The organism is Asticcacaulis sp. MM231 (assembly GCF_964186625.1).
GTDB lineage: Bacteria > Pseudomonadota > Alphaproteobacteria > Caulobacterales > Caulobacteraceae > Asticcacaulis.
Window position 1 is genome coordinate 1071518 of record NZ_OZ075108.1, and the last position, 25383, is coordinate 1096900.

Consider the following 25383-nt stretch of genomic DNA (forward strand, 5'->3'; position numbering starts at 1 on the left):
TTTGCCGGAAATATGATGAGATACAATATTAAGACGTTTTTGACGAGGTCGATGCCGTTAGGGCTGACGACGTAAAAGACGCGAGATAACGCCGTCGAAAACGCAAATGACGATTACGATCAGAAGTATTTGTCCCAATTCAGCCAGGAAAAGCCAGCGCAGATCGAAGCTCAGCGCCACAGTCGTTTCAGACATGGCGATGATCAGCGTCAGGGCGCCGGCAAAGGCGAGGCCACCAAAGGTCATGGTGGAAACAATGCCATACATGACGAGGATCAGGTTGCGCACTTCGGCGAGAGTCCGTTGTGATTTAACTTGCAGAGCCTGCGCGCGGTTGGCGAAACGGTAATAAACAACGCCATCGGCCGTTTTGCCGAGAAAAGGCGAAGTCAGTTTGTCGAGCAGGCTCATCTACCCCCCCGGCACTTGATGGAAGCTCTGCACCAGTGAGCCGGCGACCAGATGCCAGCCATCGACCAGCACGAAGAAGATCAGCTTGAAGGGCAGGGAGATGACCACAGGTGGCAGCATCATCATGCCCATCGACATCAGCACCGACGCCACCACCAGATCGATGACGAGGAACGGCACGAACAGCATGAAGCCGATCTCGAAGGCCTTTTTCAGTTCGGAAATCATGAAGGCGGGCGTCACCACGCGCACCGGCAGGTCCATCTTGTCGGCCGGGGCTTCGATCTTGGACAGGCCCACGAAGAGATCGAGATCTTTCGGATCAACCTGCGCCAGCATGAAGGCCTTGACCGGCTGGCTGGCGGCGTCGAAAGCGGCCGGCAACTCCATTTCCTGATCCATCAGCGGCTTGATGCCCTGACTGTAGGCCAGTTCATAGGTCGGGGCCATGACAATGGCCGACAGGAAGAGGGCCAGCGAAATAATCACCGCATTGGGCGGGCTCTGTTGCAGGCCCAGCGCCGTGCGCAGCAGCGACAGCACCACAACAATGCGGATGAATGAAGTGCTCATGATGACGATGGAGGGCGCCAGCGACAGCACGGTCATGAGGCCGATAAGCTGTACCACGCGCGCGCTGAGCGTACCGCCCTTGCCGAGATCGACATTCACCGACTGGGCCAGCGCGCCATAGGGCAGAATCATCAGGGTGAAGGCTAGGGTGAACACCGCCAGCACGATAAAGTTCATCGTCTTCGGGCCGATGCCCTTGTGCTTCGGCGTCTCGGTAACCTCGGAAGAAAGCGACTTAGAACAGGTCATCATTGGGGTCCAGAGGTGCTTTCGTCGGTGAAATCGACCGTTCTAATGTCTTTGTGTGCAAGGCTGAAGGCGCATCCAGTTCGCGGCCTTCGCCGAGCAGGATCAGGCGTTCTTGGTCATCGAGCCGCAACAGCACCAGACGGCGCGACGGATCGAGCACGAGGGTTTCGACGACTTGAAGCCGACGGGCGCCGCGCTGCGCCTGCATTTTTGCCATCAGCGCCGGTGCGAATTGGCGCAGCAGATAGGCCAGCCCCAGTATCAGCCCAACCACGATGGTCAGGGCGAACACGGCCTTGAGGGTACTGATAACGTCCATACGATCCTTACTGAACCATCCCGGTTAACGCGGCGTTTACTTAAAGCCTTCGTTAACCAAAAGGTGGGCATAATTTGCCCCATGCACCCGGAGCCTGCCTGTACATAGGTTGAGTCGAGGGCGAACGTTAACTGAAAAGGCATGATCCATGAGCACGCAGGATATAGGGCTGATGTCGGCGCTGAAGCAGCGCATGGGCTGGCTCAACGACCGCCAGAAGGTTGTGGCGCAAAACGTGGCCAACGCTTCTACGCCGGGCTTCAAGCCACGCGATCTCAGGGCGCAGGATTTTGGTGCGCTGGTAGCCGGTGCCACGGAAGGCAACGACAATCTGGGCATGACGCAGACCAACGCCATGCACATGGCGGTCGATGGCGGCGGCGTAAAGCATGGTAAAGAAGTGGTCTCGCCCGATTCGGAAACCACCATGGACGGCAACAGCGTCGTGCTGGAGGAACAGATGATCAAGATGTCGGAAAGCCGGATGCAGTTCCAGGCGGCCGTCAGCTTCTACGAAAAATCGATGGCCATGGTGCGCATGGCCGCCCGTGCGCCGGGCAAATAAAGGAGGCTTAGGTGATCAATAACGACAAGCCGATCAATTCCAATCAGACCCTTGCGGTGGCTGCCAGCGCGCTTAAGGCGCAGCAGGCGCGCATGCGCATTATCGCGGAAAATATCGCCAACTCCAATTCGACCGGCAAGACGCCGGGCTCTGATCCTTACCGCCGCCAGACTCCGGTCTTTACCTCCGCGCCGATCGATGGCGCTACAGGCGTTAAGCTGGCCAGCGTCACGCCGGATATGCAGCCCTTTGGACTGGAGTATGACCCAACCCATCCGGCGGCCGACGCCAAGGGTTATGTCAAGAAATCCAATGTCCAGCCGCTGATCGAAACCATGGATATGCGCGAGGCGCAGCGCTCCTATGAAGCCAATCTGAACGTGATCGAGACGGCGCGCGCCATGACGCAAAAAACACTCGATATCCTGCAAAAGTAAGGACCTGAACCATGGACCCGTTGATGGCCGCACGCGCCTATGGCGCCGCTGTGAAGCAAGCTCAGAACCTGACCAAGGGCCAGGAAGACGGCCAGGCTGTTGGTGCGCCGGACTTCGGCAAGATGTTGCAGGGCGCGCTCCAGCAGACGGTCAAATCGACCGAGGGGGCAGAAAACATGATGGTGCAGCAATCGCAGGGGAAGGCCGAACTGATCGATGCCGTGACCGCCATCTCCAGCGCCGAGACCAGTCTCCAGACCGTCATCGCCGTTCGCGATCAGGTGATCAGTGCCTATCAAGAAATCATGCGCATGCCTATTTAAGGCCGTGAATTTGGCGATCTGCGTCGCAGTCGTCGCTTGCAGGTACGAGGTGTACCTGCGTCGCTAGCCGGCTAGCATCTCATCCGAATTGACGGCCTTAAGCGCCCGTAGAATCAAGGGCAATGCTTACTTGTACCTCCCCGCCTGCCGGGGAGGGGGACCGCGAGCGTAGCGATGCGGTGGTGGGGTTTCTTGCTTTCTGCTTTAAGGGCAGTTGCGCTTACCGTCAGAATCTCTCCATAGCTTAAGGCGAAATTAACCGTTAGGGCGGCAAATTCGGCCCGCTGTGCGGCAAATATTGCCGGGTGCGTTTGTAAATATTAACGGTTTGGACGAGAACAGATGACCGGTGCAGAAGTTTTGGACGTGGGACGTGATGCGATCTGGCTGACCATTCAGCTTTGTACGCCGATCCTGCTTGTGGGCCTTGTGGTCGGTGTTGCCATCGGCCTGTTTCAGGCCCTGACGCAGATTCAGGAAGCCACCTTGATCTACGCTCCCAAAATCATCGCTGTCTTTCTGGCTCTGCTCTTGCTCCTGCCCTTGATGGGGTCGCTGCTGGCCGGCTTCATGCACGAGATCGTCAACAAGATAGCGGCGATGTAAGCATGTTCCTGCAGGCGGCCGCGCAAATTCGTACCGGCCTGCCTGATACCGGGGGGGCGGATATCAGTTCCTTTTTCGGCACCTCGGCGCAGCTTTGGGCCGTTGGGCTGATCTTTATCCGCCTGGCCAGCCTGGTCATGCTGGTGCCGGGGCTGGGCGATCCGTCGGTGCAGCCGCGCCTGCGAATAGGCTTTGCGCTTCTCCTGGCCATCATCATCACCCCGATCGTCAGCCCCACCTTGCCGCCGATGCCTGCCGGACTGGGGGATCTGGTTGGTATTGTCATCCACGAAGCGGTGATCGGCCTGATGCTGGGCACCCTGATGCGCATCCTGCTGTTTACCCTGATCACGACCGGAGAAATCCTCTCGCTGCAAACCACTCTGTCCTTCGCCCAGACCGCCAACCCGACCGAAGCGCAATCGAGCACCAGTCTCGGGGCCTTTCTGGCCATGTTCGGTCTGGTGATGATATGGGCCACCAACACCCATCATATGTTCATCCGCGCCATGGTCAATTCCTACAAAGTTTTCTCGCCGATGAAGCAGGTGATGGTCGCCGATGCCGGCGCCATGATGCTGCGCATCTTAAGCGAAAGCCTTGTGCTGGCGCTCCAGCTTTCGGCGCCGGTCATCGTCTTTGCCATGGTGTTCAATATCGCCACCGGTTTTGTCGGGCGCATGATGCCCGCCTTTCCAATCTTCTTCGCCGCTACGCCTTTAAGCGTGCTGTTTGGCCTCGCCTTGCTGGCTTTGTCGCTCGGTACCATGGGGATGGTCTTCATCGAGCATTACCAGGAGCTTCTTGGTTTCTTCATCCGGCCAGGTGCGTAAAGCATGGCTGATGAAACAGATGCCGAGGACAAAACAGAAGAGGCCTCGGGACGTAAACTCCAGCAGGCTCGGGAAAAAGGCGATGTCGCCAAATCCGGAGACCTGCCGCAAGCCTTATCGCTGATCGGTGCCTGCGCCATCGTCGCCATCAAGGGGCCGGACATCTGCCGCTCGTTAACGGTCGATCTGCTGCCCTTTTTAGCCCATCCCGATCAGCTTTTGAATTCTCTGGAAGGTGACGGCGGCCTCGCCATCGCGCGCGCCGTTATCATGGATATCATCCCCGTGCTGCTGATGGTCATGGGCGCGTCCATGGCGCTGGGTGTCTTTGGCAATGTCATGCAGACCGGCCTGATGTTCACCCCGTCAAAACTGGCGCCTGACTTTACCAAGCTGAACCCGATGGCCGGTCTCAAGCGCCTGTTCGGCGTCGATGCCTTCATCACCTTCGGCAAGACCCTGCTCAAGCTCATCGTCACCGGCTTCATCGTCTATCTGGTGGTGAAAAACCGCCTGAACGACATGCTGGCCCTGGCCGACGCCTCTCCGCTGCTCATCCTGCCCTATATCCATGAGGCGGCCATTGCCCTGGCGCTGGCCGTGTGTATCTTCCTGTTCGTCGAAGGCGCGGCCGATTACGCTCTGCAAAAGTTCCGCTTCCTGCAACGCATGAAAATGTCGAAGCAGGAGCAAAAGGAAGAATACAAGCAGACCGAAGGCGATCCGCACATCAAGGCGAAGCTGCGCCAACTCCGCATGGAAAAGGGCCGCCGTCGCATGATGCAGAACGTCGCCACCGCCACGGTGGTGGTGACCAACCCGACCCACTACGCTGTGGCCCTGCATTTCGAGATGGGCGAAATGTCGGCGCCGGTCTGCGTCGCCAAGGGCATGGATGCCGTGGCCTTGAGAATCCGCGAAGAAGCCGGCAAACACAATGTGCCGATCGTCGAAGACCCGCCGCTGGCGCGGGCCCTCTTTGCCAGTATGGAAATCGACGATGTCATCCCCGAGCAGCATTTCGCCGCCGTGGCCAAGCTGATCAGCTTCGTCATCACCCGCAAAAAGCGCGGGTTCTGATCAAAGTCTGCACAGGCCTGGGCGTGCTTATCCCCTGCGGGTGTGGAAAAGATGACGCGTCAAGCCTTTGCAATAGCTTGGGTTTTCTTAAACTGCGCACAGTATCTAAAATGGGCTAATATCGGGCGGTGATTCGCTGCCTGATAGCGTCAAGCGCTCTCATCCAGTCCGCGTTTTAGTTTCCTGAAAGGTGCCCCCTTGTCCGCAACCTCGATCACCCAGCCGGCTGACGCCAAGGCCGGAACATCTGAAAAGACCGGTGGCTTCAAGGCTGTGCCGAACCTGAAAAACGTGGCCAATGCCTGGACGCTCGGCATCGTGGCTGTCATCGTGGTTTGCGCCTGTATCGCCGTCTGGCTGGTGGCCGGACGCCTGCCGGTCGGCGTCGTGCTCGCCATTATCGTTGTCGCCTTTGCTGGCGTCGTCTTCATGGGCATGTTCGCCTTTTCCTCCGACGAAGATATTCTCAACAAGGAAGGCTTCAAGGCGCTCGATATCGTCAAGTGCTTAAGCGAGCCCGCGGCGATCGCTTCCTTCGATGGTCATGTGCTGGCGGTCAATCCGGCCTGGCAGGATGCCGGCGGCGGCGCCAAACGTTTGCCGCAGGGCGAACACGCCCCGGCGCTGTTCGTGGCGCTGCGTGAGGCGAGGGCGCAGGGCATTGGCCGCGCGCTCGTCCGCCTTGGCAGCTTCGATTACGAAATGGTGGTGTCGCGCCTTGGCGAAGATCTCGTACTGGTGCGCGCCGCTTCCCAGGGCGTGCTCGGCAACGGCCTGATGCTCAAGCATGAAAACCCGCTCGCCGTGCAGGATGACGCTTTCCTGCCGGACGAGGCCACATCGGTCGTGCGCAGCGATATGCCCGCGGCGGTGATGGACGCCTTTGCAGAGGCCGCCCCGTTTGGTGCCGCGCTGGTGATGGGCGATGAGCTTTTCACCGCCCGCGTCAAGGATTTCAACACGGTTTTCGCCGCCCTGACTGAACAGGTGCCGGACAAGCTGAGCGGTATGGAATTCGGCGATCTGGTCACCGAGAACTCGCGCGCCGCGTTGGAAGAAAAACTGGGCACCGGCAAGAGCGGGCCGTTCGATATCAGCCTGACGGTCAAGTCCGAGCGCGCCGTGCAGATCTATGTATCGGACGTCGCCGGCGGTTTCAGCCTCTATCTGTTCGATGTGTCGGAGCAGAAGAAGCTCGAACAAACCCTTGTGCAGTCGCAGAAGATGCAGGCCATCGGTCAGGTGGCCGGCGGCATGGCGCACGATTTCAACAACCTCCTGACCGGCTTCAAGTTCCGCAACGACCAACTCCTGCTCAATCACCCGCTCGGTGATCCGTCTTACGAAGACCTGAACGGTATTCGGCAGATCATCGCCCGCGCCGAGGATCTGGTGCGCAACCTGCTGGCCTTTGCCCGCAAGCAGACGGTCAAGCGCGTCACGCTCAATGTCGGCGAAATGGTCTCCGAGGCCGAGGTTTTGCTGCGCCGTCTGGTGCGCGAAGACGTCAAGCTGGAAACCGCCTATGGCCGCAACCTGCCCAATGTCCACGTTGATAAAGGGCAGATGGAAATGGTCATGATGAACCTTGTGGTCAACGCACGCGACGCTATGCGCGCCCAGGGTGGCGGCCGGGTCAATATCCGTGCCGAGGCCATGACGCAGGAAGAGGCCAAGGCGTATGGCTGGCCGGAAGCACCGGCGCAGGGCGCTGCCCTGATCGAAGTTTCCGATACCGGCCCCGGTATTCCGCCGGAGATCGCGGCGCAGGTGTTCGAGCCCTTCTTCACCACCAAGCCGCTGGGGGAGGGCACCGGCCTTGGCCTGTCGACCGTCCACGGCATCATCAATCAGGCCGGCGGTAATATTACCATCGTATCGCCGCCGGGCAAGGGCGCGACCTTCCGCATCTTCCTGCCGGTGTGGATCGAGACCGAAAAAGAACGCGCCGAGCCGAAGCCGGTCGCCGCCAAGCCGGTGCCGAAGGACCTTTCGGGCGTTGGCCGCATCCTGTTTGTCGAGGACGAGCAGATCGTGCGCGGCATCGCGGCGCACCTGCTGCGTCAGCGCGGCTATGAGGTGCTGGAAGCCGAGGATGGCGAGGAGGCACTGGCGATTATCGAAGCCGAGAATGGCCGCTTCGACCTGCTGATCTCCGACGTCATCATGCCGGGCATGGATGGTCCATCGATGCTCAAGCTGGCGCGTCCGATCCTGGGCAATGTGCCGGTGATGTTTATCTCGGGCTATGCCGAATCGGAGTTCTCCGACCTGCTGGAGGCAGAGCAGAACATCTCGTTCCTGCCCAAGCCACTCGATATCAAAACGCTGGCGGAGCGGGTCAAAGAACAACTCGCTGCATAAAAACTACCAATTGTCGCGAAGTTGACGGGCTCAACCGCTCCACTTAGTCGGGTCCGTTGTAACAGTAGTCAATACCTTGCACCTTGAGAGTTCTGGCTTTGGCCCTTATAGGCTACGGTCAGGCTGCCTTTAAGGTAGTAGGTATTGCCGTCGATAGCTTTTTCGACCTTACTCACGATATGGTTTTCCGTGACCAGAAGGTTCTCAGCCGTATAAGCGGTTGCCTTACTGTCGCCGCCCGTGTTTGGCGCATAACTAAGTTCATGGATGTGGCCATCTATTTTGATGAAAGCGTAGTGACCAGTGCTTTCGAAAATATTCAGCACTTTATCCTGACCGGAAGGTGGCTTAGCATTCACTCTGTGAGACACGGTAAAACAATCACTTTCAACACCTTCACCGGGGAAAATGTCATCAATGTGAAAAGTCGCGGCGGTCGCGCTATTGGGCAAGAGCAAAGCTCCGCACAGCCATAGTTTGCGAAATTGCGTGTTCCCCTCCCATACATAGCATCAAGCATACCACGGATGGAACTGATCGACTACGGCGCGTCAATACAGTTACGCGCGCCACCGATAGGAATGCGTTGGGTGCCGCCTTTCCAGGTGACGATCAGTTCGCCGGTGACAGGGCGCACGGTCGTGCCGGCAGCGGCTTCACCGATATTATAAGACTCAACGACGGACAGGGCTTTCGTAGTATCGACAAAGCTGCGGATACTGTGCACTGCATCGGCCCCGCCGGTCACCATGGTGACCCTGGTCAACTGGCCATTGAGGCGGATATAGCCGTTGGCGCCGCCTTGCAGCGAATCCTCGATAAAGATGCGGGCGCCGGTCACCCCGGCACGGCCCACCCTGGTGATGCAGCCCGTCAGGTCGGCGCCGTCACCCGGTTGCAGATTGTCGACGGTGAAAGCGCCGGCGGCTTTTTCCGCCGCTGTCGGCTGGTGACAGCCGGTGAGGGCGAAAGCCCACATAAGAATGGGTATGGCAAGCTTCGACATGGGGTCTCCGCAAAGGTTTGCACGAGGCTATCATGGCTTTTTGTAAGCGAACAATGTGGCTCAGGCGGTGGCGATCTCTTCCAGGCGCGCGATCAGACGATCGCGTTCCAGTGTCAGGCCCTTGTAGTCAAGCTGGGCAGGCGAATAGGCGCGCAACTGGTCGATCAGGGCGCGCGCCAGATCGGCGGCGTTGGGCTGCTGTTCCATCACCTCAAGCGGGTCGAGATAGATGCGGATGGTGAAGAGGATATCGCCATTCTCTGGCAGCTTGCGCAGGGTCTGGCGCTCCAGCCGGAAGTAGAGCGTGTCGATTTTTTCGTCACCAAACCGCCATTGGCCCGCAGAATCGGGATGATGCAGGGTGTCGTCGGCGTGCAGTGACCAGTTCCAGCGCATGACGGGCTGTTCAGGACGCAGATTGTCGAACATGCGCTCGATGACATTGGCGTTGCGGGTATCGCGGCCGAAATCGGGCACTGGCGCGTGTATGTCCTGCAGGGCCTTGCCGAACTTCTCATGCAGTCGCCACGATGACGGGAAGCACAGATGCCCGGCCGCCAGCCGCCAGCCATCCTCACCTCTGCGCATCAGCACCAGATCTTCCTGCACCAGCCCGCCAGCGATCAGCAGGGGCGGGTAGGGCGTATCCATACGCACGCGGCGGAAGGCAGGAATGATATCTATCTGCGGCCCCAGCCGCTGATAGATGTCGGGGAAGCGCTGCGGCAAGTGATCGGCCAGCAGGGCCAGCACCTCGGCCTGCGCGTCCTCGCTGCCGAGTTCGGCTATGAAAATTTTCTCCGGCACGCGTTCGGCCAGCCGGTCCTTCTCATCGAGATAGGCCAGAAGCTTGTCGTCGACATCGATCCAGTCGGCCGGATCGAGCGGCTTGACGCCGATGGTGAATAGCTTGTGCGAGCCGTCGTAGGGAGTGTGGAAAGGGCGTTCAGTCATTGTGTCAGCAGCCCATGCTACCTTTGACCTTCAGGCTTTGTTGCCTGCCATTGATCGTGAAGACGAGTTTGCCGGTGACATCCCATAATTCCATCCCCTGCTTTTGACCGATTTGAACCTGAGGCTCAACAAGGATGCTGCGATCCCGGCTTTCATATGAGCCTTTTCCCTGATTATCGGCAGAAACGAGATCAAGGATCTGACCATCAATTTTCACTATGCCCTTGTCGCCATCGTTCACGAAGACGAACATTTTCGCGTCACGATAATCGGCGGGCAAAGTAAAAGCATATCCGCACCCATCTATGCCGCGGTCAGTGGCTTCCGTAATGGGGAAAGTTTGTACAATGGCTGCATGCGCCGACATAGGTATGAACTGGGAAAACCCCATCATGGCTATGAAAAGCAAGCGTTGCATAGAAGCTCCCCCGTTGGACCGACCGACCATGCCATAGTAAGATGAGGCTGACAATTGAGCACAAAAAATCCGGTTCGGGTTGCCCCAAACCGGATTTTCAAACTCTGACACATTCCAGAGGTGTCCGTGACACCTACTTCTTGAGGAAGCCGCCGAACTTGTTGTTGAAGCGCGAAACGCGGCCAGCGCGGTCGAGCATGGCGCCGGTGCCGCCGGTCCAGGCCGGGTGGGTGCGCGGATCGATGTCGAGGTTGAGCACGGCGTCTTCCTTGCCGTAGGTCGAACGGGTGCGATAGGTCGAACCGTCGGTCAGGGTGACGGTGATCCAGTGGTAATCGGGGTGACCTTCTTTTTTCATCGATCTGTTCCTTAAGTACGTCCGGCCAGCATCTGTGCGGACGCGAAAAAAGCGTTGAGGCTTTGGAGTAAAGCCGAAGGTGGCGCTCATACATCAAGCTTCCTTGTGGCGCAACCCTTTCCTCTGTAAGAACGGGAATATGGCCAATTCATCCCCGCAGACCCCGACCGACGCCGCGCCCACCGATCGCCCGAGTTCCGGCGCTGAACTGGTCGCCAGCATCCACCAGAACGCCAGCAACCGCGGCAAGACGCGCAATCTGCGGCCGCTGGTGCGGCTGGTGCCCTATCTGCTGAAGCAGAAGGCCACTGGCGCGGCCATGATCGCCTTCCTGCTGCTGTCGGCCGCCGCCACGCCCGCCATGACCTTCGTTGCCAAGCAACTGATCGATCAGGGCTTTGGCTCGCGCAATATCGTCGTGCTCAATGGCTGGTTCATGGTGCTGGGTGGCGTGGCGCTGGTGCTGGCGCTGGCCACCGCCCTGCGCTACTACTTCATCACCCGAATGGGCGAGCGCGTGGTGGCCGATCTGCGCGAGGATGTCTTTGCGCATATCCTCAAGCTCGATCCGGCCTATTTCCTCAAAATCCGCACCGGCGAGGTGATTTCGCGCCTCACCGCCGATATCCAGATCATCGAAACCCTGGTCTCGTCGTCGATCTCGATCGCCCTGCGCAACCTGCTGACCTTTGTCGCCGGCCTGATCATCATGAGCTTCGTCAGCCCGAAACTGACCCTGCTGGTGTTCTGCGTCTTCCCGTTCGTGCTGGTGCCCCTGATCACGTTTGGCCGGCAGGTGGGGCGCGCCACGCGTGATACGCAGGATGCTTTCGCCCGCGCCGTCGGCTTTGCCAGCGAATTGCTTGATGCGCTGGAGACGGTTCAGGCCTTCGTGCGCGAATCCTTCACGCAGAAGCGCTTTGATGAGGGCGTCGAGCAGACCTACCGCACTTCGGTCGGCCGCATGGCTACCCGCGCCACCATGACCGCCATGGTGATCACGCTCGTCTTCGGCGGCATCGCCTTCGTGCTGTGGCTGGGCGCGCAGGACGTGCTGCATGGCCGCATGAGCAATGGCACGCTGGTTCAGTTCGTCATGCTGGCCATTCTGACAGGCGGTTCGGTGGCCAATCTCAATGAAACCTGGGGCGATGTGCAGAAGGCTGCCGGCGCCATGATGCGTATCGACGAACTGCTGCTCTCCGAACCCGGCATCACCACGCCGGCGCATCCGTTGACGCTCCCCGTGCCGGCGCGCGGCGAAATCCGTTTTCAGGATATCAGCTTCGCCTACCCGTCACGCCCCGATCAGCTTGTGCTCGATGGCTTCTCGCTGCTGGTCAAGCCGGGCGAGACGGTGGCGCTGGTTGGGCCTTCGGGCGCCGGGAAATCAACCGTCTTCAAGCTGCTGCTGCGCTATTATGACTATAGCTCCGGCATTATCGAGCTGGATGATGTCGATATCCGCAAGGCGGATCCGAAGGCGGTGCGCGAACGCCTTTCGCTGGTGGCGCAGGATGCCGCGCTGTTCTCCGGCTCGGCTGAGGACAATATCCGCTTTGGCCGCGCCGATGCCGCCGATGCCGAGATTCGCGTGGCGGCGGACAAGGCGCAGGCGCGCGCCTTTATCGAGGCCCTGCCGGAAGGCTTCAAGCAGCCGCTCGGCGAACGCGCCAAGTCGCTCTCCGGTGGCCAGAAGCAACGCCTTTCCATCGCCCGCGCCCTGGTGCGCCAGGCGCCGATTCTCCTGCTCGATGAAGCCACCTCCGCGCTCGATTCCGAAAATGAGCGTCTGGTGCAGATCGCGCTCAACGAGGCCATGTCCGAGCGCACCACGCTGGTGATCGCTCACCGTCTGGCCACCGTGCTCAAGGCTGACCGCATTGTGGTGATGGAGGCGGGGCGCGTGGTCGATATCGGTTCCCACGACGAACTGGTATCGCGCGGCGGCCTCTATGCCCGTCTGGCGCACCTGCAGTTTAACAGCTAGGGCGCGAAGATATCGATCTCTTTCCCTTCTTCGGTTGAACAGGGAAAGGGAATTTTGTGCCCCAATCATTATATTCATCCAAATGGTTGACTATTGGGTTGTATTCATATATTCAACCTTATGGGTGAATATATGAACGACGATGATCTGTCACGCATTCTGAAAGCTGTTGGCGACACCACGCGACGGCATATCCTCACGCTTCTGGTTCAGGAGGGGGCGATGAGAGTGACGGCGCTCGCCGCGCATTTCGACATGTCCCTCAATGCCGTTTCCAAGCACATCAAGGTGCTGGAAGAGGCGGGGCTTGTCGCCCGAAAGACCCTGGGTCGTGAGCACTTCATCGCGGCCGAACTCGGACGGTTAAGCCTGACCGAAAGCTGGTTCGGGAAACTGAAATCTATCTGGGAACTGCGCCTTGCGGCGCTGGACAATCTACTTGTTTCAAAGGATGAGCAAAATGCTGAATGAACTTGAACTGACTGTAACCCGTACCATCGCCGCACCACGCGTGATCGTCTTTAACGCTTGGCTTTCGCCGGTGACGCTGGCGACCTTCATGCGCACCGCCGCCGATGGCGTCGAGGCGCGTAACGTCACCACCGATCCGGTGAAGGGCGGTCGCTTTATGATCGTCATGGTGACGCCAGAGCGCGAAATTCCGCATTCCGGCACCTATCTCGACATCACGCCCTTCTCGCGTCTGTCCTTCACCTGGGAGTCGCCGCATTCGCTTGATGACAGCGTGGTGACGATCGACTTCGATGAGCCCGTTCCCGGCCAGACCGAGATTATCCTGAAACAAGTGAAGTTCCGCAGCGAGCAGGCGCGCGATGGTCATATTGGCGGCTGGACGGCAATCCTCGGTTATCTCGATGGAAGCCTTGTGACGGCTTAACCGGCGAAGGCGTTGGTCGGCAGGCCTCTGTGACCGCGCAGAAGCAGGGTCGGCACCTCAAACAAGGTGCCGGCCTGCGGATCATCGGCATCCACCGGCGGCTGGGCGGCGGTGGTGACGAAGAGGCGATCAAGTCCAGCGCCGGCAAACGTCACGCTGGTAACCTGTTTCGCCGGAATCCGGATATCGAAATCAAGCTTGCCATCGGGCGTATAACGGCTGATCCGGCTTCCGTTATAGTGCGCCACCCAGATGCCATCGTCAGCATCGACCGTGAGGCCGTCCGGCGAGCCGACGCCTTCCGCAAACTTGGTGAAGACTTGCTTGCCCGATAAAGATCCATCGGCCGCCATATCAAAGACATAGACGAGGCCTTCGCTGGTTTCGTTGTGATACATGCGCGTGCCGTCGCGCGAGAAGGCAGGGCCGTTGGTGCAAAGATAGGGAGCATCCGTCTGGTGCACATTCAGGTCGGCGTCGATGCGATAGAGCGCGGCGGTCTTTTGGTTGAACGGCATATGCATGGTGCCGGTCCACAGCCGGCCTTTGGCATCCACCTTGGCGTCATTAAGCCGGTTGTCGGTCTTGTCGGCCTCAATCTCGAACAGCGGAGTCAGTTTGAACGGCTCAAGCGTCAGCGTATGCACCGTGCGCAGGATGCCGACGAGGAAGCCACCCGATTGGCGCAGCACAATCCAGTCGATGAGGTCGGGCATATCCCAGCTCTGTGCGCTGTTATCGGCCAGGCGCAGGGCGTGCAGTTTTTTACCGCGAATGTCGACCCAATAGAGCGTGTTATCGCGCGGTGACCACAGCGGTCCCTCGCCAAGAATGGCGCCTGGACCGGAGCGCGGCGAAGGCGCAACGACCCTGTTAGCGTTTGCCACGGACGGCAAGGCGAAGGCGGCGGCCGCGCTCATCAGCGCTAAACGGCGAGTGATCTTCATGGCGTCTTCTCTCTGTTTTTTGAGAGAATAGCGTCATGAAGATCACCCGCCGTCAAGTCATTCCATTCGTCGTTGCACGCTGAGATGCCGGGCGGCAGGGGCCAAACCCCTGCTACTTAGCCAGGTGGAGTTTGTCGAGCAGCACCGGATAGAGGTCGAGATTGGCGCAGATCAAATCGCCGCTATGCAGCGGGCTGCCTTCACCGTCGATCGAGCCGAACTTGCCGCCGGCTTCCTGGATAAAGAGCAGACCGGCCGCCATGTCCCAGGGCTTCAGGCCGCGTTCCCAGAAGCCGTCGAGTTGACCGGCAGCGACATAGGCGAGGTCGAGCGAGGCGGCGCCGTTGCGGCGGATGCCGACGGTGCGCTGCATGATCTGATGCAGTTCTTTCAGTGCCTGGGCGTGGCCAGGCTTGCCGATGAAGGGCAGGCCGGTGCCGATCAGGCATTCATCGAGGTTCTTGCGCTGGCTGACGCGCAGGCGGCGGTCGTTGTGGAAGGCGCCCTTACCCTTTTCGGCCCAGTAAAGATCGTTGGTGACCGGATTGAAGGTCACGCCGGCGACGACTTCGCCATCACGCTCCAGCGCCACGGTACAGGCGAAGTGCGGGATGCCGTGCATGAAGTTGGTGGTGCCGTCGATGGGGTCGACGATCCAGCGGTGGGTCTTGTCGGAGCCGATGACCTCGCCCAATTCTTCACCGAGGAAGCCGTAGCCGGGACGGACGCGCAGCAGTTCTTCCTTCAGCGCGGCTTCGACGCGCTTGTCGGCGGCGGTGACGAAATCACCCGGACCTTTTTTGGAAACCACCAGTTCGGCCACTTCGCCGAAATCACGGGCGACGCCCTTGCAGCCCTTGCGCACCGCGCCGACCATAACCTGAATGAGTGAGGATTGAAGTACGGCAACCATGGGAGGGCCTCTTAACTGGATTTACAATGTATTGCGGGGGAAGCCCCCTCCGGCCAGGCAAGCTGGCCACCTCCCCCACAACGGCGTTGCCGTTTTGCAGGGGAGGGGAAGAATTAATCGGCGCGCTTCATGTACTCGCCGTCGATGGTCGAAACGACGATGCGTTCACCCACGCCCATGAACGGCGGGATCATGACGCGCATGCCATTAGAGGCCTTAGCGGGCTTGTAGGACGACGAGGCAGTCTGGCCCTTGATGGTGGGCTCGGTTTCGACCACTTCGAGCACGACGGTGTCGGGCAGGGTGATCGAGATCGGGCGTTCGTCGTGGAATTCCAGAGTGACGACCATGCCGTCGTGCAGGTACTGGATCTGGTCTTCGCCGACCCAGTCTTCGTGCAGGGAGATCTGCTCGTAGTTTTCCTGATCCATGAACACCAGCATGTCGCCTTCGGTGTAGAGATAGAGGTGGTCTTTTTGCTCAAGGGTGACGCGCTCGACGGTTTCTTCGGAGCGCAGGCGTTCGTTGAGCTTGGTACCGGTGATCAGGTTCTTCAGTTCGACCTGGGCGAAGGCGCCGCCCTTGCCGGGCTTTACGTGGTGCGATTTAACGACGGACCAGAGGCCCTTCTGATATTCGAGCACCATGCCGGGCTTGATCTGGTTAACGTTGATTTTCATGGAATACGACTTGTCAAAGAGGAGAATAGGTTGGCGGCGTTACTACGCGCAACGACTGCGAAAGGCAAGGGGGCAGGAAACTTCGCGGCCTGGGCCTTGCCAATTCCGCAAGGTGTGGCCAGGGCGCACTTGTAACCCTCTGTCGGATAGAGGATGGCCCGCCTTCCCGGTTAGGCGGGCTAAGCGGCTTTTGCGGGCAGCAAATCGCCGGCTATTTTCAACCAGCTATTGACCAGCCGGTGCAGCGGTGGTTCCAGCCATAAGGTAATGACGAGGGCCACGGCCAGAGTCATGACATAGGTCACGACAAGTCCTGCAAATGCCGGAAAGCCGGCTTTCAGCAAGAAAATATAGACCGGGATGCCAGTGTGCATATGGATGAGGTAGACCGGATAGGTGATCATGCCGAGCGTGCGGATCACTAGCGCGTAGGGTTTGAGAGCGGCCGCGATGGCGCTCTTCCAGCGCAGGGACGCGATGATGATGGCCATGGCTGCTATCCAGATGATGTAGGCGAGCACCGTGACATCGGGCAGGGCCATGCCTTCGCGTTCGATACGCGCTGTCGCGTAGATTTGTAAAACGGCGGTGACGGCACATACGAAGCCGAGCGCCAGACGCGGAAGCGTCAGGCCGGAGCGATCGACGATAAAAATCAACATGCCGAGGGCGAAATAGCAGCCGGGTTGCAGAAGCGTGAGTTGCGTCAGGCGGATAAAGGGATCTTCCGCGCCTGAGAAGGTGAAAATCAGCCAGTAGATCAGGCTTAAACCGGCCAGAACATAGGCCAAAAGCTCCAGATGTTTCAGGTTCCGCGTCAGGATCATGAGCCAGATCAGGCCATAGAAGGCGATTTCGACGGGAAGTGTCCATATCTGCTCGGTGATCCATGGACCGATCGGGAAGAAGGTCACGCTTTTCAGCCACAGGAAGGCAAGCTGCGCGGGCGGGAAGTAGTTCAGGACGAGAGCGATCACCGCCATCAGGGTGGCGCAGATAAACATAGCCGGGAAAAGACGCGCCACGCGGCTGCGGAAGAAAGCGTAAGGCGTGTTCCCTTCGGCGGAATAGGCAATCACCAAACCCGAGATCACGAAGAAGATCTGGACCCCGATCCAGCCCCATCCCCATCCGCCCTGCGATGCCCAGCCAGGCATAACCGTCAGCAGATCGTGCCCTTGTGGCGTATGGATCGGGAAAACGAAGAACTTGAAACCCATATGATAGAAAAAGACGGCCGACGCCGCAAAAAAGCGGATGAAATCCAGACCGAATATGGGCTCTGTGGCGGGCTTTTCGGACATCATGATCTCTTGGCAGCATTACGTATCGCTAACAAACACAGGAATTGAAGAGGCCCGTCAACGGCTTCTTCTCGCAAGTGCGAGATTATTTGTATAATCATATAAAGATATCTTTATATGATTATTGACTTGGTTTCCGTAACGGTATAGTTTTGACGTTGACTGAGGTCTGCCGGTGCCGGTTTGCGCCGGGAGCTAAGAGGGAAGCCGGTGCCCCGTCATAGGGAAATCCGGCGCTGTTCCCGCAACTGTGAGCGAGGAGCTGCGAACCGCAATAGCCACTGGGTGACAGCCTGGGAAGGTCGGTTCGGAGCGATGATACGTGAGCCAGGAGACCTGCCCCGGTCGCATATCAACCACGGGCGGGGTTTCCAGTGGGGCGCGGGCTGACGGGCTTTTCGCTCGCCCTCTGTCATGCGTTCAAATGAACCTTTGCTCCCTTTATGGGATCAAACCATGTCTACTCTACACGTTGCCAATCTCGGTTACCCCCGGATCGGCCTGCGGCGCGAACTGAAGTTCGCGCTCGAATCCTACTGGTCCGGCAAGACGGATCAAGCGTCCCTGCTGGAAGCGGCCAGGACCTTGCGCGCGCAAAACTGGCTGCGCCAGAAAGAACTGGGGGTCGATATCCTGCCCTCGAACGAGTTCTCACTCTATGACCACTTGCTCGATACCGCCTTTATGGTCGGGGCTATACCTGAAGCCTATAAGGGCGCCAGCGATCTCGACACCTATTTCCGTATGGCGCGCGGCGCCGGCGAGGTGTCGGCCTGCGGTCATAACCACAATGGCAGCGTCCCGGCGCTGGAAATGACCAAGTGGTTCAACACCAATTATCACGTTCTGGTCAGCGAACTAAAGCCGAGCCAGACCTTCGAACTGGCGTATAACAAGCCGCTCAGCGACTATAACGAGGCCAAGGCCCTGGGGCACCAGACCCGGCCGGTGCTGGTCGGGCCGGTGACCTTCCTCAAGCAGGCCAAGGCCGCGATCGGCGGTTTCAATACGCTTAGCCTGCTGCCGCGTCTCTTGCCGGTCTACGCCGAGGTGCTGCGAAGCTTGCGAGACGCCGGCGCCGAATGGGTGCAGATCGATGAGCCGGTGCTGGCCAATGCGCCGAACGGACAGGTGGCCCTGGCCCTGACCGAGGCCTATGCCCATCTGGCGCGTGAAGTGCCGGGCCTGAAGCTCATGCTGACCTCCTATTTTGATGCGTATGACGCCAATATCGACCTGGCCTTCTCCCTGCCGGTCGCGGGTGTCCACGTCGACCTGACCGTGCGGCCCGCCCTGCTGGAACGCCTGCCGGAACTGGCGGATGGCAAGACGGTATCGCTTGGCGTCATCGATGGCCGCAACATCTGGAAGGCCGATCTCAACGCGCTCGTGGCCCGTCTGGCGCCGGTCATCAGCCAATTGAACGACGTCATCTTGGCGCCGTCCTGTTCGTTGCTGCATGTGCCGATTGATCTGGAACAAGAGGACAAGCTGGATGCCGATCTGAAATCCTGGCTGGCCTTCGCGGCGCAAAAGCTGCACGAGCTTTCCGTGCTGAAGGCGGCGCTGTCCGGCCTGGATGTGAGTGCTGAACTGGCGGTCAATGCGCAGGCCCTTGCGGCGCGCAAGGTCTCGACGCGTATCCATAATGCGGGCGTGGCCGACCGCATCGCTCGCCTGACGCTGCCGATGAGCGAGCGCCAGAGCCCGTTTGCCGAGCGCATCCTCAAGCAGCGCAAGCGCCTGAATCTGCCGCTCTATCCGACCACGACCATCGGCTCTTTTCCGCAAACGGCCGAGGTGCGCAGCGCACGCCTGCAACACAGCAAAGGCCAGCTCAGTGATGCCGACTATGACGCCTTCCTCAAGGCGGAGACGGCCAAAGCGATCGCCTGGCAGGAAGAGATTGGCCTTGATGCGCTGGTGCATGGTGAATTCGAGCGTAATGATATGGTGCAGTATTTCGCTGAGCAGCTTGACGGCTATGCTTTCACGCAGTCCGGCTGGGTGCAGTCCTATGGCTCCCGCTATGTCCGTCCGCCGGTGATCTTCGGTGACGTGTCGCGTCCCAAACCGATGACGGTCGATTGGGCCGTCTATGCGCAATCCCTGACCACCAGGGTGATGAAGGGCATGCTGACCGGTCCGGTGACCATGTTGCAATGGGCCTTCGTGCGCGATGACCTGCCGCGCAGCGCCGTCTGCCGCCAGATCGCGCTGGCGATCCGTGACGAGGTGCTCGATCTCGAAGCCGCCGGCATCCGCATCATCCAGATCGACGAGGCGGCGTTCCGCGAAGGCCTGCCGATCGATCCGGCCAAATGGGACGCCTATCTCGACTGGGCGGTGGAATGCTTCAAGTTGTCCTCGGCCGGCGTGGCCGACGAAACCCAGATCCACAGCCATATGTGCTATTCGGATTTCAACGATATCATCCGGGCCATCGCGGCCATGGATGCCGATGTGATCTCCATCGAGACCTCACGCTCGAACATGGAACTGCTGGAAGCCTTTATCGACTTCAAGTATCCCAACGAGATCGGGCCAGGTGTCTATGACATCCATAGCCCGCGCGTGCCGGAAAAGGCGGAGATGGAGCGTCTGCTGGAAAAGGCCGGTCAGCGTCTCAAGGCCGAGCAGATCTGGGTCAATCCGGACTGTGGCCTCAAAACGCGCGGCTGGGCCGAAACCAGACCGGCGCTGGAGCGCATGGTCGCCGCGGCCAAGGCCCTGCGCGCCACGCATCCGGTCTGGGTGTAAAGCCCTACTGGTCAGGCCCGCCTCTTGTCGTTAAGATGCGGGCCTGAAATCTTTTAAGGCAGCCTGATGATCCGCAAGACTACGAGCGTTGTTATTCTAACGGGACTTTTGGTTGCCTGTTCGCCGCAGAAGAAGACAGATGAGGCGCCGCAGGCCCCGGCGTCTTCGGCGGTAGCGTCGGCAGCGCCGATGGCGGTCGATACCCTGTCCTGCGCGGGCCCGGTCAAGCAGGGCGATACAGCCAAGAGCCTGATGGCGACCTACGGCAAGGATGCAACTCTGGGCATGATCCCCGGCGCCGAAGGCACCGAAGAGAAGGGGCTTATCCTCTTCGACAAGGACTCTAAGCACCGGCTGGAGGTTCTGTTCGCCGATGAAGCGATGACGCAGGTATCGCTTGTCATGGCGCGCGGCACGTCAACCGCCTGGAAGGGGCCGGAAGGCCTGCACCTTGGCAGCAAGCTGGGTGACATCGAACTAGCCAATGGCCGGGCCTTCACTGTCGGCGGTTTCGACTGGGATTACGGCGGTTATGTCAGCGATCTTAAGGGCGGGCGGCTGGCGGAAATCCCCGGCGGCTGCATGTTCGGTCTGCGAATGGGCTTTGCCGAAGACAACACCAACCCTGTGCCGGATTCGCTGATCGGCGAGCGCACGCTGGATTCCGGCGATCCGGTTTTGAAAAAGGCATCACCCGTGGTGCAGGAAATGACCATCGGCTGGTCGGTTGCGGAGCCCGCCGCTTAAATCAGGTAGGCGCTCTAATTTTATGTTTTGACGCGCTTTCCGAAAAGTGCGTCACACTTTTCGGAAAGCGCCCTAATCTTACTGATACCAACCTCCACTGATTAGTACCCCTTTGTCCATTCCCTTATGCCAAGGGACATTATGCGCCATGGCTGGTCGATAAGTTTGTTCCAGGCTTCGCAACACAGGGCGACTATATCGTCGTAGGATTTGAAAATTCGGTTGGACAGCCAGTTTTCGCGCATGAACTGCCAGACATTTTCTACTGGGTTGAGCTCCGGCGCCTTTGCAGGCAAGGGCAACAAAGTTATGTTTTCGGGGATGTCCAGCTTCTGTGATGTGTGCCATCCAGCACGATCGAGTATCAGAACGGCATGACAGCCAGTGTCGACATTGGCGCTAATTTCACGAAGATGCTGGGCCATGGCGAAGCTGTCGCAGAAGGGCATGACCATGCCGGCTCCCTTTCCCTTTTGGGGGCAGATGGCACCAAAGATATAGGCCCATTTGGTTCTTTGATCTTTTGGCGCGCTTGGTCTGGTGCCGCGCAAAGCCCAACGCCTTGTGATCTTGTTCTTTTGACCAATCCTGGCTTCGTCCTGATACCAGAGCTCTACCTTTGTTCCTTTAGGGAACCCTGATTCAATTTTTGCCAGTTCGGCAGGCAGTTTTTTTTAAAGTCTTCAAGCGCGTACTCATTCTGGCCATGGTGTTTCGGCCTTGCAGACAGCTTCCGATACCCCAGATCACGGACAATACGGCTCAGGCTGTTCTCTGCGATGGAAATACCCCACTCATCGCGGATCCATCCGGCCAGATCGATCAGACGCCACCGGACAACACCATCTACGGCAGGGATAAACCCCTTGGCCGGTGGCCACTATAGGGGCAAGATTATATCTAAGCCAGCTGTCCAGTTTTCGGGGACCACCTCAATTTGCGCCACTGCTCTCGACGACGCGCAACATCGGGCCGGTCCTGTTCGCTCGCCATTATCGTTTTTTTTTGAAGCTCAGCCCTTCTGAGTGAACGAACCGCCAAACTGATCGATAGTCCACACGAACATTGCGCTCACCCAATTCGCGGACCAAACCGCGTAACGTGAACGGAGTTTGGGTACGTTCCAAGAGCCAATCTCGATTAGATCCTGAGAGGACTCTGGGTTTATAACCGCCCATTCGCTTGGGGGCAGGACTGCCGGTCTCCTTGGTTCGCGTCACCCACTTGATTGCGGTGCTCACCGCGACGCCGAACCGATGGGCAGCCTCATGCCGAGACATACCTTCATCATTTACCGCCGCAACAACACGCTCACGCAAATCCATTGAATAGGCTCGGGGCATGGACATCTCTCCATCATGTCCAACCAATGAATCATGATTTGGATTCACGGGGAATCTCTAATCGATTCAATTTTACGTCATCCCGCTCTAGGTGTCTCAGTCTGGTTTGAGCGCAGCCATTCGCTTGCAGTTGTATGCCAGGGCGATAAGCTTCCACTCGCTTTTGACCTTTTGCAGTCCTCGCAGGGAGAACTGCCTGAACTTCAAGACCGATTTGATGATTCCAAAGACAGGTTCTAGGGTCTGCTTTCTGAGCTTGTATTTGGCTTTGGCGTCTTCGGTTTCCAGCTTTGCTTTCATTTTCAGCCTCCACGGTTCAAGGATTTGACGCTCTGGCTTTGGAGTCTGTGGCGGCGGGCGGAAGTCGTAAGGTCTTTGAGGCTGGGTCTTGGCAATCGCAACCAAAGCCTCGATCTGCATCTCCTCGATAGCGGCGACGGCGGGACCGCTGGCGAAGCCGGCGTCGGCAAGTACGGTTGTTGGCAGGCCGATACCGGTCTGCATGGCCTGGATCGTATCTACGAAGGTCGGTTGGTCTGAGGGTGTTACCGAGACTTCGGTTGAGAGGATCAACTGGGTGCCTTCGGCGCAGACAACGGCCTGGGCATTATAGGCCTGACGGTATTCGTGATGTTTGGATTTGCGCATGAGGCCCGAATCCGGATCCGTCAGATTTGTCTGCCGTTCGGGAGGCGGTGGCGCATCGTCGTCGGGGGGAACAGGCGGATTGCCACGCCGGCCGCGCTTGGCATCATACTTGGCCTTCTTGGCTTCATAAGCCACACGCTCCGCCTCTTCTTTGGCTTGGGCCTCAAGCCTCTCGCAAGCGGCATCGAGCTTGGACTTCAGCGCCTCGCGACGGACAATTTCGGCAGGCAGGGCTTGCGGATCTGGCGTATCGGAGGCGTCGGCGGCTTCAGCCTTCGCCGTCAGTTCGGCAATGTCGGCCTTAAGCTTTTCACGCAAGACCTGGGCGCGATCGTACCGGACAGAGCGGATTTTGGAGGCATGGGCGTCGATCTTGGTGCCATCGATCGAAACGGTGCCCACCTTGAGCAGACCCGTCTCCTTCGCCATAAGCAAAACCTGCAAAAACGCCCGCTCGAAAGCTGTCTGGTTGTCTCGCCGAAACGCCGCGATCGTATCGTGATCCGGATGGGTGTTCGCCGCAACAAAGCGAACGCCGATGTCCCGATAAGTCGCTCGCTCAAGGCGTCGAGACGAAAAAATCCCATTGGCGTAGCCATAGATCAACAGCGCCAACATCATCTGGGGATGGTATTGCGCTTTGCCCGAACCGCGGTCGTTGATCTTGAAAAGCGACAAGTCGACGCGCTCCGCGGCAGCGATCACGAAATGCGCCAAATCGTCTTCCGGCAACCAATCCCGAAGATCGGGAGGAAGCAAAAAAGCTTGGCTACGGTCACTATTCTTGAAATTTGCCATGCCAAAAAACATACACGGATTTGGCTAAATCCGACAGACTGCTAGCAAAGAACCATCGCTGCCGCGAAGGCCATGGTGGCGATGAAGGCAAGGCCCAGCACGGCAAAGCCCAGAGTATATTTCGTTTTGACAGTCATAACCGGCCCCGCAGAAGAGGGCCGACTATGCCATACGCAACGAAATAACAAAGTTACATCGTCGTAATTTAGCCCGCGATGGCCGCCAGAAGGGCTTTCACGCCGGCGGCGGCACCTTCGGGATGGTTCCACACCGCACCGGACACGGCGATGAAGTCAGCACCGGCCTCGGCGACGTCGCGGGCGTTTTCCGCTGTGATGCCGCCGATGGCGACGCACGGAATCTCGATCGTTTCCTGCCAGATATTGAGCGTTTCCAGATCCGCCATGTGCTCGACCTCTTTCGTCGTGGTCGGGTAGAAGGCGCCAAAGGCGACGTAATCCGCGCCAGCCTCGGCGGCGTCCATGGCCAGGTCGCGGCTGTTATGGCAGGTGACGCCGATCATGGCCTCCTTGCCGAGCAGGGCGCGGGCTTCCTTCAGCGGCATGTCCGACTGGCCGATATGGGCGCCATCGAGCTTGAGCGATTTCACCAGTTGCACGCGGTCATTCATCAGCACGGCGACGCCGAGGTTTTGCGCGATCGGCGCGATCACCTTGGTGATGTTGATAAGATCGTAATCGCTGATGTCTTTCAGACGGATCTGCAGGGCGGCGACGCTGCCGGCCTTAAGCGCGGCTTCGAGTTCGCGGGCGAAGGCGTCGACGTCGGGAATGGCGGGCGGGGTTATGAGATAGAGGCGGGTCTTGGTCATGTCGGTGGTTTGCCTGAAATGTGCTGTCAGGGCAAGGCCGGAGGCAAGCAAACGCAAGGAAGCGCTAAGGAGACTTGCTTATCGCGTCCTTACCTGTGGGGCAGCGTTCCGCATTGTTCCCTTCAAGGTGCGGATTATATTGCCAATTCACTGAGGCGCGCACGCGCGACCCTCAAGGCATAACGAAGGAGATTACCCCCATGACGCACACCAAAACCAAAGTAATGGCGGGGGCGGCGCTTATTCTGGGCATGACCGTCGGCTCAACCGCGGCGCAGGCTCAAAGCCAATATCAGAATTCATCCGAATATGACGGCTATTGCTACGTCAAAAAGGGCTCGAACACCACCGGGACCGTCGTTGGCGCGGTGGCGGGCGGCGCCCTCGGCAGCCAGGTTTCGAAGAACGAGCGCGGTCTTGGCACTGTCGCTGGCGCCGTGCTGGGCGGCGTGATCGGTAATCAGGTCGGCAAGAGCAATGACCGCTGCCTGAACGGCGAGTATTATTCCTACGAGAGCGGCTATTATCAGCCGGGCTATGCGCCGGACGATTATAACGTCGTCTATTACAAGAGCCGTCCCAACACCAAGATGTACGATGTCGTCTATTACGACAATCAACGCCGCACCACGCCGGGCTATGGCTATAATCAAGGCACCCAGGGCGGTTATAACAATGGCCAAAACGGGCAACCTTACAGCAATGGTCAGGTCTATAACCAGGGCGTACAGGGCTGGCGTGACAACACCGGCACATGGCGTGAAGGCCGTCCGGTCGCGTTTGGCTGGAAAGACAGCAGGGGGCGCTGGCACGAAGGTCAGCTTCAGGCCTATGGCTACAAGGACCGTAACGGCACATGGCGCGAAAGCAGCTCACAGAGCGGCTACAACAGCAATCGCTAAACTTTAGCGACCGATCTGAAAAGTCCTCCGGTTTGTACCGGAGGGCTTTTTATTGTGCGAATGACTTGCAATAGGCTTAACGGGATGTTACTTGAGACGTATTCGCATTGTCATCCAGCCGAGTT

27 protein-coding genes, 2 pseudogenes and 1 riboswitch are annotated in these 25383 nt (G+C 58.8%); of the genes and pseudogenes, 13 read left to right on the forward strand and 16 right to left on the reverse strand.

The genetic code is table 11. The features are described from left to right. Positions 1-57 precede the first annotated feature (57 nt). Genes ABQ278_RS05240 through ABQ278_RS05250 form a run of 3 tightly spaced genes read right to left on the reverse strand, consistent with a single transcriptional unit; the run spans position 58 to position 1552 of the window. The gene (locus ABQ278_RS05240) at positions 58-411 is read right to left on the reverse strand and encodes a hypothetical protein (RefSeq protein ID WP_349321540.1); all 354 of its coding nucleotides are present in this window, start codon (positions 409-411) and stop codon (positions 58-60) included. Further along, positions 412-1161, reverse strand: coding sequence for a flagellar type III secretion system pore protein FliP (fliP, locus tag ABQ278_RS05245; protein ID WP_349322108.1), 750 nt, complete (start codon positions 1159-1161; stop codon positions 412-414). 58 nt (positions 1162-1219) lie between these two features. Next, complete coding sequence (locus ABQ278_RS05250) at positions 1220-1552, reverse strand: flagellar biosynthetic protein FliO (protein WP_349321541.1); 333 nt, start codon at positions 1550-1552, stop codon at positions 1220-1222. A gap of 148 nt (positions 1553-1700) precedes the next feature. Between ABQ278_RS05250 and flgB the strand changes: the two genes are divergently transcribed. From flgB to ABQ278_RS05285, 7 genes are all read left to right on the forward strand, one after another. Then, positions 1701-2117 (forward strand): flagellar basal body rod protein FlgB, encoded by a 417-nt coding sequence (gene flgB, locus ABQ278_RS05255; RefSeq protein WP_349321542.1) that lies wholly within the window; start codon positions 1701-1703, stop codon positions 2115-2117. A gap of 11 nt (positions 2118-2128) precedes the next feature. Further along, positions 2129-2554, forward strand: coding sequence for a flagellar basal body rod protein FlgC (gene flgC / locus ABQ278_RS05260; RefSeq protein ID WP_349321543.1), 426 nt, complete (start codon positions 2129-2131; stop codon positions 2552-2554). A gap of 11 nt (positions 2555-2565) precedes the next feature. After that, positions 2566-2877, forward strand: coding sequence for a flagellar hook-basal body complex protein FliE (gene fliE / locus ABQ278_RS05265; protein WP_349321544.1), 312 nt, complete (start codon positions 2566-2568; stop codon positions 2875-2877). 342 nt (positions 2878-3219) lie between these two features. Next, positions 3220-3483, forward strand: a complete 264-nt coding sequence (gene fliQ / locus ABQ278_RS05270; RefSeq protein ID WP_023447319.1) for a flagellar biosynthesis protein FliQ — start codon at positions 3220-3222, stop codon at positions 3481-3483. 2 nt (positions 3484-3485) lie between these two features. Continuing rightward, positions 3486-4316: a flagellar biosynthetic protein FliR gene (locus ABQ278_RS05275; RefSeq protein WP_349321545.1), complete on the forward strand. Its 831-nt coding sequence runs from the start codon at positions 3486-3488 to the stop codon at positions 4314-4316. 3 nt (positions 4317-4319) lie between these two features. Further along, positions 4320-5396, forward strand: coding sequence for a flagellar biosynthesis protein FlhB (gene flhB / locus ABQ278_RS05280; protein WP_349321546.1), 1077 nt, complete (start codon positions 4320-4322; stop codon positions 5394-5396). A gap of 198 nt (positions 5397-5594) precedes the next feature. Then, on the forward strand, positions 5595-7760 hold the full coding sequence (locus tag ABQ278_RS05285; protein WP_349321547.1) for a cell cycle histidine kinase CckA: 2166 nt from the start codon (positions 5595-5597) through the stop codon (positions 7758-7760). 68 nt (positions 7761-7828) lie between these two features. Here ABQ278_RS05285 and ABQ278_RS05290 read toward each other — a convergent pair whose 3' ends face one another. The 5 genes from ABQ278_RS05290 to rpmE all read right to left on the reverse strand — a co-directional run bounded on the left by ABQ278_RS05290 (position 7829) and on the right by rpmE (position 10496). Next, positions 7829-8212 carry a hypothetical protein gene (locus tag ABQ278_RS05290; protein ID WP_349321548.1) on the reverse strand — a complete coding sequence of 128 codons (384 nt, stop codon included), beginning with the start codon at positions 8210-8212 and terminating at the stop codon, positions 7829-7831. Between the two features lie 89 nt (positions 8213-8301). Then, complete coding sequence (locus ABQ278_RS05295) at positions 8302-8766, reverse strand: hypothetical protein (RefSeq protein ID WP_349321549.1); 465 nt, start codon at positions 8764-8766, stop codon at positions 8302-8304. Positions 8767-8826: 60 nt separating this feature from the next. Beyond that, complete coding sequence (locus tag ABQ278_RS05300) at positions 8827-9720, reverse strand: DUF3445 domain-containing protein (protein ID WP_349321550.1); 894 nt, start codon at positions 9718-9720, stop codon at positions 8827-8829. 4 nt (positions 9721-9724) lie between these two features. Then, the gene (locus tag ABQ278_RS05305) at positions 9725-10138 is read right to left on the reverse strand and encodes a hypothetical protein (RefSeq protein ID WP_349321551.1); all 414 of its coding nucleotides are present in this window, start codon (positions 10136-10138) and stop codon (positions 9725-9727) included. A gap of 133 nt (positions 10139-10271) precedes the next feature. After that, entirely contained in the window at positions 10272-10496 is a 225-nt protein-coding gene (gene rpmE / locus ABQ278_RS05310) for a 50S ribosomal protein L31 (protein WP_018080839.1), read from the reverse strand. Positions 10497-10635: 139 nt separating this feature from the next. On the opposite strand from rpmE, the gene ABQ278_RS05315 reads away from it, so the two are divergent. The 3 genes from ABQ278_RS05315 (at position 10636) to ABQ278_RS05325 (ending at position 13384) form a co-directional block, all read left to right on the forward strand. Further along, positions 10636-12486 carry an ABC transporter transmembrane domain-containing protein gene (locus tag ABQ278_RS05315; RefSeq protein ID WP_349321552.1) on the forward strand — a complete coding sequence of 617 codons (1851 nt, stop codon included), beginning with the start codon at positions 10636-10638 and terminating at the stop codon, positions 12484-12486. 132 nt (positions 12487-12618) lie between these two features. After that, on the forward strand, positions 12619-12957 hold the full coding sequence (locus tag ABQ278_RS05320; RefSeq protein WP_035423247.1) for a helix-turn-helix transcriptional regulator: 339 nt from the start codon (positions 12619-12621) through the stop codon (positions 12955-12957). Next, positions 12947-13384: an SRPBCC domain-containing protein gene (locus tag ABQ278_RS05325; RefSeq protein ID WP_349321553.1), complete on the forward strand. Its 438-nt coding sequence runs from the start codon at positions 12947-12949 to the stop codon at positions 13382-13384. The genes ABQ278_RS05320 and ABQ278_RS05325 overlap by 11 nt, the downstream gene beginning before the upstream one ends. Here ABQ278_RS05325 and ABQ278_RS05330 read toward each other — a convergent pair. The 4 genes from ABQ278_RS05330 to ABQ278_RS05345 all read right to left on the reverse strand — a co-directional run bounded on the left by ABQ278_RS05330 (position 13381) and on the right by ABQ278_RS05345 (position 17228). Continuing rightward, a complete protein-coding gene (locus ABQ278_RS05330; protein WP_349321554.1) occupies positions 13381-14331 on the reverse strand; it encodes an SMP-30/gluconolactonase/LRE family protein in 951 nt (316 codons plus the stop codon). The genes ABQ278_RS05325 and ABQ278_RS05330 overlap by 4 nt on opposite strands. 112 nt (positions 14332-14443) lie before the next feature. Next, the gene (locus ABQ278_RS05335; protein WP_349321555.1) at positions 14444-15244 is read right to left on the reverse strand and encodes an inositol monophosphatase family protein; all 801 of its coding nucleotides are present in this window, start codon (positions 15242-15244) and stop codon (positions 14444-14446) included. 113 nt (positions 15245-15357) lie between these two features. Further along, on the reverse strand, positions 15358-15924 hold the full coding sequence (efp, locus tag ABQ278_RS05340) for an elongation factor P (RefSeq protein WP_018080833.1): 567 nt from the start codon (positions 15922-15924) through the stop codon (positions 15358-15360). Positions 15925-16103: 179 nt separating this feature from the next. After that, positions 16104-17228 (reverse strand): acyltransferase, encoded by a 1125-nt coding sequence (locus ABQ278_RS05345; RefSeq protein WP_349321556.1) that lies wholly within the window; start codon positions 17226-17228, stop codon positions 16104-16106. 148 nt (positions 17229-17376) lie between these two features. Then, positions 17377-17587, forward strand: a riboswitch (cobalamin riboswitch). Between the two features lie 97 nt (positions 17588-17684). Between ABQ278_RS05345 and metE the strand changes: the two genes are divergently transcribed. Beyond that, positions 17685-19988, forward strand: a complete 2304-nt coding sequence (gene metE / locus ABQ278_RS05350; protein ID WP_349321557.1) for a 5-methyltetrahydropteroyltriglutamate--homocysteine S-methyltransferase — start codon at positions 17685-17687, stop codon at positions 19986-19988. Positions 19989-20054: 66 nt separating this feature from the next. Continuing rightward, positions 20055-20735 (forward strand): hypothetical protein, encoded by a 681-nt coding sequence (locus ABQ278_RS05355; protein WP_349321558.1) that lies wholly within the window; start codon positions 20055-20057, stop codon positions 20733-20735. A 101-nt stretch (positions 20736-20836) separates the two neighbouring features. On the opposite strand, the pseudogene ABQ278_RS05360 reads toward ABQ278_RS05355, so the two are convergent. From ABQ278_RS05360 to thiE, 4 genes and pseudogenes are all read right to left on the reverse strand, one after another. Next, positions 20837-21600 (reverse strand): annotated as a pseudogene (locus ABQ278_RS05360) (IS630 family transposase); the annotation flags it as partial. Positions 21601-21665: 65 nt separating this feature from the next. Next, positions 21666-22078: pseudogene (locus tag ABQ278_RS05365) on the reverse strand (transposase); the annotation flags it as partial. A 96-nt stretch (positions 22079-22174) separates the two neighbouring features. Beyond that, positions 22175-23524: an IS1182 family transposase gene (locus tag ABQ278_RS05370; protein WP_349321559.1), complete on the reverse strand. Its 1350-nt coding sequence runs from the start codon at positions 23522-23524 to the stop codon at positions 22175-22177. A 205-nt stretch (positions 23525-23729) separates the two neighbouring features. After that, positions 23730-24356, reverse strand: coding sequence for a thiamine phosphate synthase (gene thiE, locus ABQ278_RS05375; RefSeq protein WP_349322109.1), 627 nt, complete (start codon positions 24354-24356; stop codon positions 23730-23732). A 200-nt stretch (positions 24357-24556) separates the two neighbouring features. Here thiE and ABQ278_RS05380 point away from each other — a divergent pair, with 200 nt between their 5' ends. Continuing rightward, positions 24557-25258, forward strand: coding sequence for a glycine zipper 2TM domain-containing protein (locus tag ABQ278_RS05380; protein WP_349321560.1), 702 nt, complete (start codon positions 24557-24559; stop codon positions 25256-25258). The last annotated feature ends 125 nt before the right edge of the window (positions 25259-25383 follow it).

Coding starts and splice junctions, on each gene's coding strand:
- ABQ278_RS05380 (WP_349321560.1), top strand. CDS start 24,557: ATGACGCACACCAAAACCAAAGTAATGGCGGGGGCGGCGCTTATTCTG.
- fliE (WP_349321544.1), top strand. CDS start 2,566: ATGGACCCGTTGATGGCCGCACGCGCCTATGGCGCCGCTGTGAAGCAA.
- ABQ278_RS05300 (WP_349321550.1), bottom strand. CDS start 9,720: ATGACTGAACGCCCTTTCCACACTCCCTACGACGGCTCGCACAAGCTA.
- ABQ278_RS05320 (WP_035423247.1), top strand. CDS start 12,619: ATGAACGACGATGATCTGTCACGCATTCTGAAAGCTGTTGGCGACACC.
- ABQ278_RS05315 (WP_349321552.1), top strand. CDS start 10,636: ATGGCCAATTCATCCCCGCAGACCCCGACCGACGCCGCGCCCACCGAT.
- ABQ278_RS05325 (WP_349321553.1), top strand. CDS start 12,947: ATGCTGAATGAACTTGAACTGACTGTAACCCGTACCATCGCCGCACCA.
- ABQ278_RS05345 (WP_349321556.1), bottom strand. CDS start 17,228: ATGTCCGAAAAGCCCGCCACAGAGCCCATATTCGGTCTGGATTTCATC.
- ABQ278_RS05295 (WP_349321549.1), bottom strand. CDS start 8,766: ATGTCGAAGCTTGCCATACCCATTCTTATGTGGGCTTTCGCCCTCACC.
- fliQ (WP_023447319.1), top strand. CDS start 3,220: ATGACCGGTGCAGAAGTTTTGGACGTGGGACGTGATGCGATCTGGCTG.
- thiE (WP_349322109.1), bottom strand. CDS start 24,356: ATGACCAAGACCCGCCTCTATCTCATAACCCCGCCCGCCATTCCCGAC.
- ABQ278_RS05355 (WP_349321558.1), top strand. CDS start 20,055: ATGATCCGCAAGACTACGAGCGTTGTTATTCTAACGGGACTTTTGGTT.
- metE (WP_349321557.1), top strand. CDS start 17,685: ATGTCTACTCTACACGTTGCCAATCTCGGTTACCCCCGGATCGGCCTG.
- ABQ278_RS05305 (WP_349321551.1), bottom strand. CDS start 10,138: ATGCAACGCTTGCTTTTCATAGCCATGATGGGGTTTTCCCAGTTCATA.
- flhB (WP_349321546.1), top strand. CDS start 4,320: ATGGCTGATGAAACAGATGCCGAGGACAAAACAGAAGAGGCCTCGGGA.
- efp (WP_018080833.1), bottom strand. CDS start 15,924: ATGAAAATCAACGTTAACCAGATCAAGCCCGGCATGGTGCTCGAATAT.
- ABQ278_RS05370 (WP_349321559.1), bottom strand. CDS start 23,524: ATGGCAAATTTCAAGAATAGTGACCGTAGCCAAGCTTTTTTGCTTCCT.
- ABQ278_RS05275 (WP_349321545.1), top strand. CDS start 3,486: ATGTTCCTGCAGGCGGCCGCGCAAATTCGTACCGGCCTGCCTGATACC.
- rpmE (WP_018080839.1), bottom strand. CDS start 10,496: ATGAAAAAAGAAGGTCACCCCGATTACCACTGGATCACCGTCACCCTG.
- fliP (WP_349322108.1), bottom strand. CDS start 1,161: ATGAACTTTATCGTGCTGGCGGTGTTCACCCTAGCCTTCACCCTGATG.
- ABQ278_RS05335 (WP_349321555.1), bottom strand. CDS start 15,244: ATGGTTGCCGTACTTCAATCCTCACTCATTCAGGTTATGGTCGGCGCG.
- ABQ278_RS05240 (WP_349321540.1), bottom strand. CDS start 411: ATGAGCCTGCTCGACAAACTGACTTCGCCTTTTCTCGGCAAAACGGCC.
- flgB (WP_349321542.1), top strand. CDS start 1,701: ATGAGCACGCAGGATATAGGGCTGATGTCGGCGCTGAAGCAGCGCATG.
- ABQ278_RS05250 (WP_349321541.1), bottom strand. CDS start 1,552: ATGGACGTTATCAGTACCCTCAAGGCCGTGTTCGCCCTGACCATCGTG.
- ABQ278_RS05330 (WP_349321554.1), bottom strand. CDS start 14,331: ATGAAGATCACTCGCCGTTTAGCGCTGATGAGCGCGGCCGCCGCCTTC.